Origin of the sequence: Spirillospora albida, from assembly GCF_000718255.1 — a bacterium.
GTDB classification, from domain to species: Bacteria; Actinomycetota; Actinomycetes; order Streptosporangiales; family Streptosporangiaceae; genus Spirillospora; species Spirillospora albida.
In genome coordinates, this window is sequence record NZ_JOFJ01000003.1 from 287,795 (window position 1) to 301,879 (window position 14,085).

Below are 14,085 nucleotides of genomic sequence, written 5' to 3' on the forward strand. Positions count from 1 at the left end.
AAGGCTTCGTCGCACCCCGAGTAGGTCAGCGGGGGGCGCGGGGAAGCCCCAGGCCGATCATGGCGATGAGCTCGCGCTGGATCTCGTTGACGCCGCCGCCGAACGTCAGGACCAGGGCGCCCTTCGCCAGGCGGTCGGTACCGGTCATCATCTTCGCCGTCCGCGGGTCGCCCGGGTCGCCGTAGCGGGCCAGGACGTCACCGATGATGCGGCCCACCTCCTGCATGCGCTCCGAGCCGTAGATCTTGGTGGCCGACGCGTCGGCGGCGCCCAGCCACCCGAGGTCCTGGTTGGCGGCGACCTGCCAGTTGAGGAGTTCGTTGACGCGCAGGTAGGCGTACACCTGGGCCACGGCGCGGCGGACGGCCGGCTCGTCCAGCAGGGGACGGCCGTCGCGGTGCGTGGTGCGGGCCCACTGCTCGAACTTGTCGTAGAGGTGGCCGAGGTTCCCCGCGGGGCCGAGGGTGACGCGTTCGTGGTTGAGCTGGTTGACGATGAGGTCCCAGCCCTTGTTCTCCTCGCCGATGAGCTGGTCGGCGGGCACGCGGACGTCCTGGAAGTACGTCGAATTCGTGTGGTGCCGGCCGTCCATCGTGATGATGGGCGTCCAGGAGTAGCCGGGGTCCGCGCAGTCCACGATGAGCATCGAGATGCCCTTGTGCTTCTTCGCGGACGGGTCGGTCCGGGCCGCGAGCCACACGTAGTCGGCGGTGTGGGCGCCGGACGTGAAGATCTTCTGACCGTTGACGACGTAGTGGTCGCCGTCCCTGACGGCGGTCGTGCGGAGCGCGGCGAGGTCGGTGCCGGCGCCGGGTTCGCTGTAGCCGATCGCGAAGTGGCACTCCCCCGCGAGGATCCTCGGCAGGTAGAACGCCTTCTGCTCGTCCGTGCCGAACTCGAGGATCGTCGGGGCGACCGAGTTGAGCGTGATCAGGGGGTACGGGACCTCGGCGCGGGCGATCTCGTTGGCGAAGATCGTCTGCTCGACGGGGCCGTACCCGCGTCCGCCGTACTCCCTGGGGAGCGCGACGCCGAGCATGCCGTCGCGGCCGAGGCGCTTGCAGTGCTCCCGGTAGGCGTCGCCGAACGGGTCGTTGCGGATCGTCGCGAACTCGTCCGGGGTGAGGCAGTCGCGGAAGTAGGAGCGGAGTTCGGCGCGCAGCTTCTTCTGCTCGTCGGTCAGGTCGATGAACATTCAGGCCTCCTGGGCGACGAGCGCGCCGAGCGTGTCGAGCTGGTCCTCCGCACCGCCCAGAAGGTGGCCGCAGTGCTTGGCCAGGGCGAAGTAGCGGTGCAGGGGGTACGTGACGTCCAGGCCGATGCCGCCGTGGAGGTGCTGGCAGGTGTAGACGGCCTTCATCACCGGGTCGGACGCGTTGTACGACGCGATCGCCAAGATCTCGTCGGTGTCGTCGGCTTCTTGAGCCATGCGCCAGACGGCCGCCCACATCGCGACGTCCAGGGCGCGTTTGGCGATGTAGACGTCGCCTATCTGCATGGTGACCGCCTGGAACTGGGCCAAGGCGCGGTCGAACTGCTCGCGGGTCTTCACGTATTCGGTCGTGAGCTTGAGGGCGCCCTCGATGGCGCCCGAGGCCAGGGCGACCGCGCCCGCGACGGCCGAGCGGCGGAAGGTGCGCCATGCCCCCTCGCCCAGGAGGGCGTCGGGACCCACGCGGACGTCGTCGAGCTCTACGCGGGACAGCGGTTCCGTGGTCGCCGCGGGCTGCGGAGTGATGCCCGCCTGGTCGGGCCGCACCAGGAAGACCGCGACGGCGCCGTCCAGCCGGGCCGGGACCAGGATCACGGACGCCTCCGCCGCGTACGGGACGAACGTCTTCACGCCGTTCAGGACGTACCCGCCGCCGTCGCTGCGGGCCGTCGTCGCGACGGCGCCGGACGGACCCGGCTCGCGGTACGCGCCGGTCAGGACCGTCCCGCCCTCGGCAAGAGGGGTGAGGAGGGCGCGCTGCGCGTCGGTGCCGTGGGCCGCGACCGGGACGGCGGCCAGCGCGAGCGACGCGTAGGCCGGAACGGGCGCGGCGTGCGCGGCGACCTCGCGGAGGATCACCGCCAGCTCGACCGGGCCGAGGCCCGCGCCGCCGAGGTCCTCGGGCAGGACGGCGCTCAGCAGTCCCGCTTGCGCCAGCGCCCTCCACGTGCCGGCGTCGTAGGCCGCGCCCGTCCTCTCGAACGCTTCGAGGCGCTCCTGCGCGGCTTCGCGCGCGAGCAGATCCGCCGCGAGCCCTCTCAGTTCACGCTGGGTCTCGTCGAGGTCGAAATCCACTCATCCGCTCCCTTCCAGGAGATGCAGGCGGTCGCGCCGCTCGAACTCGGCGCGCAGCCGGGCCCGGTCGTCCGCGGTCATCGGGCGGTAGACGAGGTCCCTGCCGGGGCGCCACCAGACCGGGTCGCCGGTCGTCCAGCCCTCCGCCACCAGACGGCGCTTGAGGATCTTGTTGGACGCGGTGGCGGGCAGGTCCCGCATCAGGCGCACGTAGCGGGGCGGCCACTTCGGGCCGAGGTCGGCACGTCCGCGCAGGTAGGCGGCGAACGCCTCGGGGTCGAAGGCGTCGGCGGCGAGGGCGAGCATCACCTGGTCGCCGGACGCGGCGTCCGGCACCCCGTACACGGCGAGCTGCCGGACGCCCGGCAGGTCCGCGAGGACGCGCTCGACCTGGGCGGCGCCGAAGTTCTCACCGTCGACGCGAAGGCGGTCGGCGGTGCGTCCGGCGAAGAACGCGTAGCCGTCCGCGTCGGCGTAGGCGTGGTCGCCGCTCCAGAACCTGCCGTCGTGGAGCCGGTCGGGGGCGTCCTCGTTGTAGTAGCCGTCGAAGAGGCCGAGGTCTCCGGTCGCGACGAGTTCGCCGATGGCCTCCTCGCCGTTGACGAGGCGTCCGGCCTCATCGAACACCGCGGGAGGGCAGGGCTCGCCCGTGGCGGGATCGAGGATCGCCACCCCGTCGGTCAGCTTCCCCAGCGCGCCGTGCGGGCCGAAGGGGTCGGGCGCCAGGGAGATGGCCGTCTCGGTCGAGCCGTAGCCGTCGATGACGAAGCACCCGAAACGGTCGCCGAACGCCTTCTGCTCGGCGGGGGCCGCCTCGTTGCCGAACGCGAACCTCAGCGGATTGTCGCCATCGTCCTCCGCCTCGGACGTGGCGAGTACGTACGAGAGCGCCTTGCCGACATAGTGCAGGTAGGTGCAGCCGTACGTCCGGACGTCCGGCAGGACGCTCGACGCGGAGAAGCGTCCGCGCAGGACGAGTTCCGCACCCGACACCAGGGCCGGCGCGAAGGCGGCCATGACCGCGCCGGAGTGGAACAGGGGCATGGGGCAGTAGACGACGTCCTCCGCCGAGAGCATGCGCTGCGCGAGGTGCTCCCCGGGGATCACGACCTTCCGATGGGTGATGCGGACCGCGCGCGGCCGCCCCGACGTCCCGGACGTGAAGATGAGCATGAGCAGCGTGCCGTCGTCGATCCCCGGGTCATCGGGCAGCGGCGCATCGGCCGGCAGCCGCGACGTGTACGCGTCGTCCTGGACGTCCAGGACCGGCAGGCCGATCCCCGCCGCCAGCTCGGCGTGCGCGGCCTGCGTCAGCACCAGGTCGCAGTCGGCGCGCTCCGCGTCGCCCGCGAGCTCGGCGGCGGCGCGGGACGTGTTGAGCGCCACCACGGTCGCGCCCGAGAGCGCGGCGCCGCCCAGGAGGAATATCATCTCCGGCAGGTTGTCGAGCAGCACGCCCACGTGCACCGGACGGTCGGCGCGCGCCCGGCCGGCCATCCAGGCGGCCCGCGCGGCGCACTCGGCGACCGTCTCCCGCCACGTCCAGGACCGGCCGTCCTCCGCGGACCGCAGTCCGGGACGGTCGTCGCCGGCCCTCGCCCGCAGTAGCGCCGCCACCGTCATGCGCGTCCCACCTCCGCCCTCACCGGACGCAAAAGTAGAACAGATTCTAGTAACTGTCCAGAGGTCGGACCGGGACCGGGCGAACCCGAATTCTCCCCGCAAGTTAGGGCTCACTGACCCTCGCGGATCCCTCCGACATACGGCCGACGGCGGCCGGGCAGATAACACGTTCTCACCCGGACCTGTACCCTGGGACCGGGGAACCCGGCAGCGCAGAAGGGACGATCGTGACCGCAGAGCCGACAGTGACCGAGGACGACCCCCCCGGTCGGCCGGCGGCGGGTCCGAGCGTCCGCTCGCGCAGCCAGCACCAGCGACGCCGCCGGATCGTCCAGGCCGCGGCGGCGCTCGCGTCCCGCGGCGGCATCGAGGCCATGCAGATGCGCACGGTCGCCGAACGCGCCGGCGTCGCCCTCGGCACCCTCTACCGCTACTTCCCCTCCAAGATGGACCTCGTCGTCGCGGTCGTCGCCGAGGAGCTCGACCTGCTCGAAGCCAGTATCGAGCGGCGCCCGCCGCGCGCGGCGACCCGTCCGCAGCGGGTCGTGGACGTCCTCATGCGCGCGACGCGCGGCCTGATCCGCGAACCCGAGCTGGCCGACGCCCTGATCCGCTCCCTGCTGCTCTCCGACATCAAGATCGAGTTCGGCGACCGGACGACGAACCTGCTGCTCCGCGCCGCCTACGGCCCCGAGGAGCCCATCCCCGCCGGCGACGAGCGCCGCGTCGTCACGAAGGCCCTGACCAGCATCTGGGCCATGGAGATGATCGAGATCCTGCGCGGCCACAGCACCCTCGACGAGACGCAGGTCCGGCTCGAGGTCTCCGCCTCCCGCCTCCTCTCCGACGGCTGAGGCGGGCCCGCCCCTCCCTGAGCATCGCCGCCCAGGGGCCACTCCCGCTTCGCCGAATCCCGCCCCGCGTCCGCGCTCGACTATGCCGTGTGCGGGGCGTCACTCCGCACTACGCTGGGACGCGACCAAGCCCGGGACGAAGAAGGTGTGGCAGTGACCGAGCAGCAACCGATCCTCAGCGACGGGGTCATCATCGAGTTCATCGATGGCAAGGACGTGCCCGTCCAGCACAAGGACTTCGGTGAGAGGGCCGTCGTGATGCGGGACGCGAAGAACCCCGACGGCCCCATCCTCTACTTCACCGAGGCCGAGTGGGACGCCTTCATCCTGGGCGTCAAGGACGGCGAGTTCGACGACCTCCTCGAAGAGGAACCCTCCGAAGCCTGACCGCGAGCGAAGGCGCCCCCGGCCCATGCCCGGGGGCGCCTTTCCGGCTACCCGCCTACCCGCCTACCCGAAGATCTCCTGCGCAGAGGCGCTCCGGGCGGCACGTGTCAACCATTCGTCCAGTACGGACATGTCCTCACACGCGAGGACACGCTCCCGCACCTCATCGGACACGAGCACCCCTCGCGCGGCGCACAGCTTCAGTACCGCCCGCGCCGTGCCACGCGCCTCACCGCGGGCCTCACCACGGGCCTCACCGCGGGCCTCACCGCGGGCCTCGCCACGGGCCTCACCGATGGCCTGGTGTCGCAGCGCCAAATCGCTTCTGAACTGGTAGTCGTGGAAACCCACCGCGATCAGTCGAAGATGTCCTGAGCGGACGTGACGCTGGCCGCGCGCAGCAGCCACTCGTCCAGGACCGCCGTGTCCTCACAGGAGAGGACCCGCTCCCGTACCTCGGTCGACACGCACAGTCCGCGCCCTGCGAGCAGCTTCAACACCGCCTTCGCCTCTCCCCGGACCTCGCCGCGAGCCTGGTTGCGGAGGGCGAAGTCGCTCTTGAACTGGTATTCAGACGTTCCGGACTGCACGAGACCCTCCAGAATCTTCTCTGCCGCCGGCGGCAGGGCATCGAGTAGAACATCAGTGTAGTAGTGGGCGTTCTCATGGCCCTGGTTGTCGAGCGTGGCCAGGGCGGCGTGGGCGATCTCCATGACCTCCTCGGTGGGGTCGGTGACATTCGCGAGCGTGGCCAGGATGGTCATCTCCGGGTACCGGGCGGCCTCGGCCGTCGTGGTGACGAGTGGGCCGGTGCCGGGGCCGATCACCAGCGGTGTGAGATCGAACCTGGGGTGACCCGTCTCGATGCTCCGGCGCGCCCAGTCCGCCACACGACGCTTCGGGCAGAAGACGAGCAGGCAGCTCGGCGCCCGGATCTTCGCGCGGAGGGCCGCGACGTAGAGGGGCCAGCTGTAGGGCTTCTCGTCGTCGATCGCGAGCTGGGTCTCCACGACGACTCCCCTGGACACCCCGGACGCGTTGAGTTCGTAGAACTCCACGACGCTGTCCGCCCGGTACGCGGTCGGCACCAGCTGGGTGAAGTCCTCCGAGGCGCATTTGGTCTGGACGTTCTCGGGGATCTCGATACCGAAGGCGGTACGGAGCATCTGCGCCACTACGTCCGGCTTATCCCGAATGATTTGACCTGGCGTTTCGTGTTTCTTGGTGACCACGCACGGAAATTTACTCCGCGATCACCCTTTCCGATGCGTGTTTCTATCGACGGATACCGTGGCGCTCGTCACGGTCAAATTCCGCGATCCACGAAAAACCCGACAAGGCGTCTTCTGTATATTCCAGAGATATCCAGCCGCTATAGGACATTTCGTCGAGGGCCTTGAGGAGGGCGGCGAAGTCGAGGCGGCCGGTGCCGGGGCGGCCTCGGCCGGGGGCGTCGGCCAGCTGGACGTGGCCTATGTCGTCCGCGTGGGCTCGGATGACCCGCCGCAGGTCGTCCCCGTTGGTCGCCAGGTGGAAGGTGTCGAAGAGGAACTTGACGTTCGGTTCCGCTCTGACCCGGTCGAGGACGCTTCTCACGTCTTCCGCTGTTTCCAGGGGGTAGGCTCCGTTGAGGCCGCGCGACAGGGGTTCGATCAACACGGTGCCGCCCAGAGCGGCGTACCGGCGGGCCGCGTACGCGATGTTCTCGGTGGCCGTCTCGTCTTGTTCATGGATCGGGATGTCGTCCCGGCGCTGGCCGTAAAGGGCATTCGACAGGCGGACACCCGTGCGCTCCGCTATTTCCAGGAGAGGCGGGATGCTCTCGCGGAATTCGGTGGTCCGGGACGGGTCGGAGAGGACGCCCCGCTCCCCCGCCGCCATGTTCCCCGCATAGAAGTTCAGGCCGATCAGCTGCACGCCGGCCTCGTCGATCGCCCGGCAGAAGGCATCGATCTCGGAAGGTTCCGGGACGGGGCGGCCGTCCCAGGGCCACCAGAACTCCACCGCGTCGAAGCCCGCGGCCTTCGCGGCGGCCGGGCGGTCCAGGAGCGGCAGGCCGGTGAACAGGATCGAGCAGTTGACCGCGAAGCGGCGCGTCATCGGTCTCCCTACCAGGTGGCGGCGCCGGTGAAGGCGGTGGCGTGGGGCTCGTAGCCCAGGGTCGTGCGGGCGGCGGTGATGTCGTACGTGCGCTCGAACGCCAGGTGGCTGATCGCGTAGCGGGTGATGCGGGGCGGCTCCGGGCGCCGGGCCAGGAGGAACGCGCCTTCCACGGCGGCGGCCACGGGTGCCGCCGCGCGGTGCGGGATATAGACCGGGCGGGCCCTGACGCCGCGCTCGCGCAGGATCTCGCGGAACGCGTCGTCGATGACCAGGGGCGCCGCGTCCGTGATGTTGAAGACGCCCGATCGGGCCGGTCCGGTCGCGGCCAGGACGCAGGCCCGGACGAGGTTCGCCAGGGACGTCAGGCTGATGCGCTGGCGGCCCGTCCCGACGGCCGTGAGGAAGGGGCCCCGGACGGCGGACAGCACGCGCGGCAGCAGGGTCGTGTCACCCGGCCCGTAGACGGCGTGCGGGCGCAGGACGATCGCGCCGGCGGCGATGGCGGCGCGTTCGGCGGCGGCCTTGGAGGCTCCGTAGGCGTTCAGGTAACGGGCGACGGGCGCCTCGTCCTCGGTGGCCATGACGCTCGGACGGAACGGGTCGTACACGCTGGCGGTGCTGACGTGCACGAACCGGGCGCCGGGGAAGGACGCCAGCGCGCTGCGGGTGCCGGTGAGGTTCGCGGCGAAAAGGCCGGCCGGCCGGCCCCAGTCGGTGACGCTGCCCGCGCAGTGGATCACCGCGTCGACGTCCGGGGCGTCCGCGAGAGGGCCGCGGGTGAGGTCCCAGGAGCGGTACTCCGCGCCTGCGATGTGCTCGCGCGCGACCGATCGGCGGCGGCCGTACGCGTGGACGGTGTGGCCGTCCGGTGCGAGGGCCCGGCAGACGGCGCCGCCGATGAAGCCGGACGCGCCGGTGACGGCGATCCTCATGGCGTCACCAGTTCGCGGAGCCGGTCGCGGTCGAGTTTGCGGGTCCGGCCGGAGCGGGGCAGCTCGGGCAGGACGACGATGCGGTCGGGCAGCGCGTCGTGGTCGATGACGTCCGGGAGGCGGCGGCGGAGGGCCGCGGGCAGGTCGTCGGGGCCGACCACGGCGAGCACCACCTCCTCGTCCCCCGTGGACGGGTCGGGGACGCCGACGATCGCGGCCTCGGCGACGTCCGGCAGCGCGGCGATCGACGGTTCGTACAGGCCGGGGTACAGGTTGAACTTGCCGCGGATCAGCATGTCCTTCTTGCGGCCCGTGAGGACGAGGCGCCCGTCGTCGAGGCGGGCCAGGTCGCCCGTGGCGAGTTCGGCGCGGGGTTCGGCGCCGAGGTAGCCGCGGCAGAGGTTCGGGCCGGAGAGGATCAGCTCGCCGTCGCCGGCCAGCCGGGCTCCCACGCCGGGGAGGGGCGCGCCGAGCAGGTCGCCCTCCGCGCCGGATTCGGTGTGGGCCAGTTTCTCCTCGGCCGAGGCGATGGCGACGGGGAGGATCTCCGTCATCGCGTAGACCGACAGGACCTCTGCCGCGGGGGCGGCCGCGACGGCGCGGCGGAGGATGCCGGCCGGGGCGGGCGCCGCTCCGAGCAGGACGTGGCGGAGCGATTCCGGCAGGCGCGGCTCCGCGTCCAGGATCTCCGCGAGGTGGACGGGCACGCAGAAGGTGTGCGTGGCGCCTCGTTCCCGCATGAGCCGGACGAAGCCGGCGGGCGGGCAGAACAGCGGCGGCATCGACCAGCGGGCGCCCGAGATCAGGGTCGGCAGCCCCAGCATGAGCTGGTCGGTGTGGACGACGTCGCCCGCGCCGAGGGGCAGCCGGGCCCGGAACAGGTCGAGGGCGGCGGCGAGCGACGCCTGGGTGTGGACGACCGCGCGCGGGGCGGCCGTCGTCCCGGATGTGAAGATCACGGCCGCGGGGGCGCGCGGGTCGCCGTCGTCCTCCGGCTCGGGCGAGGCGCCCGCCGCGAGGTCCGCGAACGCCAGCGCGCCGCGCGGGACGCCCGGCAGGCGCCGCCCCACATGGACGTGCCGCATCGTCCCCTCACCGGGGATCCGCAGGTCGGCGAGGTTCGGCAGCAGCAGCCCGCGCCGCCGCGCGTAGGCGCGGACGAGCCGCAGCCGGCTCCCCGCGTACAGGATCGACTCGGCCGCCGACCAGCGCGGGCGCGCCAGCCGCAGCCGCGCCGTGAACATCTCCGGCCCGGTGCCGGGGTCGGCGAACACGACGACGCCTCCGGCGGCCACGACGCCGAGCGCCAGGACGAGCGATTCGGGCGAGGGGCGGACGGAGAACAGCACCCCGTCGCCCTTCTCGAGCCCGTTCGCGAGCAGCCCGCGCCGGACGGCGAGGACCCGCCGGCGCAGTTCACCGTAGGTCAGGGACGTGCCGTCCCCCGCGACGAGCGCGATGGCGGACGGCGTCCGCGCGGCCTGGTCGAGCAGTTCCCGTACGAGCGTCATCGCGCCGCCCTCCGCACGCGGAACGTCCGGTAGGTCGGGATCAGGACGCCGCGGGCCGCCGCCCGGCGCGTGATCGTCAGCGGGCCGGCGTCCAGCAGCGTCCGGACGATCAGGCGGATCTCCGCCATGGCCAGCGGGTAGCCGATGCAGAAGTGCGGGCCGGCGCCGAACCAGAGGCGCCTCAGCTCGGGCGGGTGCGGGCGATCGAGGTCGAAGTCGCCGAAGGCCCGGCAGCAGTTGTGCGTGGCGATCAGGATCCGGTCGCCGGGCCGTACCGCGACCCCGCCGACGGACGTGGCGCGGTGCACGCTCCGCAGCATCACGGGCGTCGGGGTCGCGACCCGCATCGCCTCCTCGATGGCGGGGTCGAGCAGCGTGTCCGGCGCGGCGGCCACCCGGGCGAGCTGCCCCGAGTCGTGCAGCAGCCCGATCAGGCGCGGGATGAGGGTCGCGACGGTCTCGGTGCCTGTCAGGAAGAACGCGCCCGCCGCGCCGCGCGCCTCGTCCTCCGAGAGCCCGAGGGTCCGCATGCGGCCCATGACGGTCGACTCGTCCCCGGACGCGTACGCCTTCGCCGCCGTGTCGCCCAGCGGGTCGAGCACCTCGCGCGCCCGCGCGACCTGCGACGGGGAGAGCCGGCGGGTGCGCAGCGACACCATCGACACGATCCGCTCGCCCTGTTCGAACAGGTGCCGGTGGGCGGCCTCGTCCCGCGCCTCGAGCCCGATGACCTCGCTGATCACGGCGGCGGCGAGCACGCGGGAGGCGTCCACGAGGTCCACCTCGGCGCCGCGCGCCAGCCGGTCGCCGAGCCGCGACAGGGGCGCGGCCAGGACGCGGCCGCACAGCTCCTCGGTGTAGGACGGCGTGAACAGCTCGGTCAGGCGGCGCCGCAGCGCGCGGTGCGCGTCCCCCTCCATGTTCAGCAGGACGGACGGCCCGAGCACCGGCGTCCACAGCTCGCCCGGGGAGCCCGGCCCGTCCTTGCGGAAGGTCTCGCCGTCCATCAGCACGGGCCGCGCCGCCGCGGCGGAGTTGACGATCACGCCGACGCCCGGCACCCGGACGACCGGACCGCGCCGCGCCGCCGCCCTCAGCAGCGGGTACGCGAACGGGTGCGCCGTCATGTAGAGGCGCCGCTCCCACGCCATGGCGCTCATCGGATGCCCGCCCCGCTCATCGGATGTCCACGACGGCGGGCCGGTACCGGTGGTCGGCGTACCAGCCGAGCGTCCGGACGAGCCCGAACGCGCGCAGCCGCCGCACCGACCCGTACACGATGACGTCCTTGCGCAGCCCGTACGCGGCCGTCAGGTAGCGGACGCGGTTGACCAGGGCGCGGTCCTCGTGGACGTCCTCGATGCGGGTGCGGGGGAAGCCGCCCGCCCGCTCGTACAGCCCGGCGGTGATCGCGATGTTGCAGCCGGGCATCATCACGTAGGGGCCGAGGTAGAGCGGGTCCTGGTTGCCGGGGCGGAACCGCCCGAACGCGGCCGCGATGTCGATCACCGCGGGCAGCAGGCGGCGCTCCCAGAACCGCAGGGGGAACTCGTCGGTGCGGGGCACCAGCGGCCCGCTGACCATCTCCAGCCCGGACGCGAACGCGCGCCGCACGGCCGCGATCCAGCCCGGGTGCGGGAGGCAGTCGGCGTCGGTGCGGGCGATGTGCGTGGCGCCCGCGGCGATCGCGTGCCGGAACCCGGTGTCGGAGGCGGCGCCGGTGCCCTTCTCCGGTTCGTCAACGATCCGGATGTCGAGCGCGGGGCGTTCGGCGGCGAACTCCTTGACGGCCTGCACGGTCCCGTCCTGGCTGCCGTTGTCGACGACGACCAGGGTGAACGCGGCGTCGGTCTGCGCCGCGAGGCCGCGGAGGGTGGCGCCGATCGAGCGTTCCTCGTTGTAGGCGGGGATGACGACCCAGAGGTTCACGTTCACAGCTCCGCGAAGAGGACGCCGAGGCTGACGCCGCCGGCGAGGCCGATGAGGGCGACGCGGTCGCCGGGCCCGCAGCGTCCCTCCCGGCGGGCGGTGGCGAGCTGGAGCGGCAGGCTCGCGGACGCGACGTTCCCGTGGTCGGGCAGCGTCACGACGAGCTTCCCGGCGGGGATGCCGAGGATCGACCGCAGCACCTCCAGGTACGGGAGCGTCACCTGATGCACGGCGATCACGGCGAAGGCGTCCCAGGTCAGCCCGGTCTTCTCCAGCGCCGTGAAGAAGATCTCGGGGCCGTTGCCGAGGAACGCGTCCTTGAGCTTGCGGCCGTCGCCGCTGAAATAGGTGGCCTCGGGGTCGCGGGGGTTCATCGACCCGCCGGCGGGGAGGGTGCCGACGTGCCAGGCGCTGGAGCGGGCGGCGAAGTCGCGGTAGAAGATCCCGCCGTCGGGGGCGGCCTCGACGAGCATCGCGGCGCCGCCGTCGGAGAGGGTGTAGCCGGCGAACGCGTCCACGAACTGGGCCCGGTCGCGGACCTTCCAGCGGATCGCCCGGGACGGGCTCTCCCCCGTGCAGACGAGCACCCGCTCGTGCTGCCCGGTGCGGATCAGCGCGTCCGCCATCTGGAGGCCGTTCAGGAAGCTGTTGCAGGCGTTCTTCACGTCGAAGACGGGGCAGGACGCGCCGAGCTTCGCGGCCACGATGTGCGCGGTCGCGGGCTCGATGAGGTCCTGGGAGGCCGAGCCGAAGATCAGCAGATCGATGCCGGACGCGTCCGTGCCGCGCTCGGCGAGGACCCGCCGGGCGGCGCCGGCGGCCAGGTCGGACGCCTGCTCGTCGTCCGCCATGACGTGCCGGGACCGGATGCCGGTCATCCGCTCGACGATCGTCGGGTGCGGCCGGTAGCCGGCGCTCTCGGCCGTGACGCGGGCCTCGACCTCGGCGCTGCTGACGGTGCGCGCGGGCAGGTGCGCCGCGACGGCGGTGATGCGGGCTCTCATGAGCGGATCCCCCGGTTCCTGTGCTCCCTTTGCCGGACCTATGCCGGTTCGTCGTCCTACCGGACCAAGCATCGGGGCTCCCGGCCGCTCCGGACAGGGAGACGATACGGAACCGCGGCCGGGCGATGTACCCCGGTACGCCGTGAGTACCAACACTCAAACGAAGTGAGAGGTATGTCCATTTCCACTGGGCGCCGCGAGACGGCACAATCTGCTCGTGACCAGCAGAAACGACGCGATCGCCGCACAGCATGAGGCCCGGCTGCTGTGGAGGGGCAACCGGGGCCTGTTCGCCCTCCTCCAGGCCGCCGCGCACGCCGGGCCGATCGCCCGCGTGCCCCGGCTGGGCTGGATCGTCACCGATCCCGTGCTGGCCCGCCGGGTCCTGAACGACCACGACGCGTTCAGCATGAACGGCGAGGGCGGCGTCGGCCACCTGTGGACACAGCTGTTCGGCGACGAGATGGGGCGGTTCTTCGGCGGCGCCCGGCACACCGAGGTGCGCACCCGCGTCCGGGACCTGTTCACCGAGGACGCCGCGCGCGCCCTCATCGAGCGGTCGCAGGGACCGCACCACCGGGTCCTCGCCGGGCGGCTCGCGGCGGGCGGGACCGTCGACATCGCCGACACCGCCCGGATCCTGGCCGGCCGGATGGTCGCCGACCTGCTCGGCCTCCCCGCCGGCCTCCCCGACGCCGCCTACCGGGAGGTCTTCGCCGCCGGGGAGCGCCTCGCCGGGCTGGCCATGGGCACCGCGGCGTCCACCGAACTCGACCAGGCCACGGTCGCGGAGGCGCGCTCGATCGTCGGCGAGATCACGGCCGGGGTGCCGGACGCCTACCGCACCGCCGGCGGCGACACCCTCCTCGGCCGCTGCCGTGAGATGGGCCTCGGCCTGCCCCTCGCCACGGGGCTCGCGACGCTCCTGGTGATCGCGGGAACGGAGACGGGGGCGTCCGGGACGGTCCGCACGGCGGCCCTCCTGCACGACACGGGCCAGCAGGACGCGCTCCTCGCCGACCCGTCGCTGATGGAGAACGCCGTGAGGGAGGGCCTGCGCGTCTCCACCCCCGCCCCCGTGATCGGACGGCACGTGGCACGCGACGCCGAGGTCGGCGGGCGCGTCCTGCGCCGCGGCGAGCGCGTCCTCGTCCTGACCTACCTCGCGACCAACGGCGCCGGGCCGTTCGACGTCCGGCGCCCTTACATCCCGGAGACGCGCCAGCTGTGGTTCGGCGCGGGACGGCACCTGTGCCTGGGCGCCGCCGTCGCCCGCGCGCAGGTCGCCCGGATGCTGGAGACCCTGCACGCGGACGGCCGCCCCTACCGCGTGGAGGGGCGCCGCGCCGCCCGCCGCGTCCTGGTCCCCGCCTACGCGGAACTGCGCGTCGCGGCCGCCCGCTGATCGGGACCCCGCTTCCGCGCAAAATTAGAACCGGTTACCGTCGGGGGTCG

At 72.6% G+C, this 14,085-nt stretch carries 14 protein-coding genes; 3 read left to right on the top strand and 11 right to left on the bottom strand.

Features of this window, described 5'->3' with window-relative positions:
- Nucleotides 1–25: 25 nt before the first annotated feature.
- Genes IE99_RS0105910 through IE99_RS0105920 form a run of 3 tightly spaced genes read right to left on the bottom strand, consistent with a single transcriptional unit; the run spans nucleotide 26 to nucleotide 3,910 of the window.
- The gene (locus IE99_RS0105910) at nucleotides 26–1,195 is read right to left on the bottom strand and encodes an acyl-CoA dehydrogenase family protein (RefSeq protein WP_030164760.1); all 1,170 of its coding nucleotides are present in this window, start codon (nucleotides 1,193–1,195) and stop codon (nucleotides 26–28) included.
- Nucleotides 1,196–2,287, bottom strand: coding sequence for an acyl-CoA dehydrogenase family protein (locus IE99_RS0105915; RefSeq protein WP_030164763.1), 1,092 nt, complete (start codon nucleotides 2,285–2,287; stop codon nucleotides 1,196–1,198).
- Complete coding sequence (locus tag IE99_RS0105920; protein WP_030164765.1) at nucleotides 2,288–3,910, bottom strand: AMP-binding protein; 1,623 nt, start codon at nucleotides 3,908–3,910, stop codon at nucleotides 2,288–2,290.
- Between the two features lie 227 nt (nucleotides 3,911–4,137).
- Between IE99_RS0105920 and IE99_RS0105925 the strand changes: the two genes are divergently transcribed.
- Both IE99_RS0105925 and IE99_RS0105930 read left to right on the top strand, forming a co-directional pair.
- On the top strand, nucleotides 4,138–4,764 hold the full coding sequence (locus tag IE99_RS0105925) for a TetR family transcriptional regulator (protein ID WP_030164767.1): 627 nt from the start codon (nucleotides 4,138–4,140) through the stop codon (nucleotides 4,762–4,764).
- A gap of 153 nt (nucleotides 4,765–4,917) precedes the next feature.
- Nucleotides 4,918–5,151, top strand: coding sequence for a DUF397 domain-containing protein (locus tag IE99_RS0105930; RefSeq protein WP_030164770.1), 234 nt, complete (start codon nucleotides 4,918–4,920; stop codon nucleotides 5,149–5,151).
- 63 nt (nucleotides 5,152–5,214) lie between these two features.
- Here IE99_RS0105930 and IE99_RS0105935 read toward each other — a convergent pair whose 3' ends face one another.
- Genes IE99_RS0105935 through IE99_RS0105970 form a run of 8 tightly spaced genes read right to left on the bottom strand, consistent with a single transcriptional unit; the run spans nucleotide 5,215 to nucleotide 12,630 of the window.
- Nucleotides 5,215–5,502, bottom strand: coding sequence for a hypothetical protein (locus tag IE99_RS0105935; RefSeq protein WP_051712087.1), 288 nt, complete (start codon nucleotides 5,500–5,502; stop codon nucleotides 5,215–5,217).
- A gap of 5 nt (nucleotides 5,503–5,507) precedes the next feature.
- Nucleotides 5,508–6,383, bottom strand: a complete 876-nt coding sequence (locus tag IE99_RS0105940) for a hypothetical protein (RefSeq protein WP_157610069.1) — start codon at nucleotides 6,381–6,383, stop codon at nucleotides 5,508–5,510.
- A gap of 43 nt (nucleotides 6,384–6,426) precedes the next feature.
- Complete coding sequence (locus IE99_RS0105945) at nucleotides 6,427–7,251, bottom strand: hydroxypyruvate isomerase family protein (RefSeq protein WP_051712090.1); 825 nt, start codon at nucleotides 7,249–7,251, stop codon at nucleotides 6,427–6,429.
- An 8-nt stretch (nucleotides 7,252–7,259) separates the two neighbouring features.
- Nucleotides 7,260–8,186, bottom strand: coding sequence for an NAD-dependent epimerase/dehydratase family protein (locus tag IE99_RS0105950; protein WP_030164779.1), 927 nt, complete (start codon nucleotides 8,184–8,186; stop codon nucleotides 7,260–7,262).
- The gene (locus IE99_RS0105955; protein ID WP_030164781.1) at nucleotides 8,183–9,697 is read right to left on the bottom strand and encodes a class I adenylate-forming enzyme family protein; all 1,515 of its coding nucleotides are present in this window, start codon (nucleotides 9,695–9,697) and stop codon (nucleotides 8,183–8,185) included. The genes IE99_RS0105950 and IE99_RS0105955 overlap by 4 nt, the downstream gene beginning before the upstream one ends.
- Complete coding sequence (locus IE99_RS0105960; protein WP_030164783.1) at nucleotides 9,694–10,857, bottom strand: cytochrome P450; 1,164 nt, start codon at nucleotides 10,855–10,857, stop codon at nucleotides 9,694–9,696. Before IE99_RS0105960 ends, IE99_RS0105955 begins: the two co-directional genes overlap by 4 nt.
- Nucleotides 10,858–10,873: 16 nt before the next feature.
- Nucleotides 10,874–11,626, bottom strand: a complete 753-nt coding sequence (locus tag IE99_RS0105965) for a glycosyltransferase family 2 protein (RefSeq protein ID WP_030164785.1) — start codon at nucleotides 11,624–11,626, stop codon at nucleotides 10,874–10,876.
- A gap of 2 nt (nucleotides 11,627–11,628) precedes the next feature.
- Complete coding sequence (locus IE99_RS0105970; RefSeq protein WP_030164787.1) at nucleotides 11,629–12,630, bottom strand: 3-oxoacyl-ACP synthase III family protein; 1,002 nt, start codon at nucleotides 12,628–12,630, stop codon at nucleotides 11,629–11,631.
- Between the two features lie 217 nt (nucleotides 12,631–12,847).
- On the opposite strand from IE99_RS0105970, the gene IE99_RS0105975 reads away from it, so the two are divergent.
- The gene (locus IE99_RS0105975; protein WP_245623076.1) at nucleotides 12,848–14,035 is read left to right on the top strand and encodes a cytochrome P450; all 1,188 of its coding nucleotides are present in this window, start codon (nucleotides 12,848–12,850) and stop codon (nucleotides 14,033–14,035) included.
- Nucleotides 14,036–14,085 lie beyond the last annotated feature (50 nt).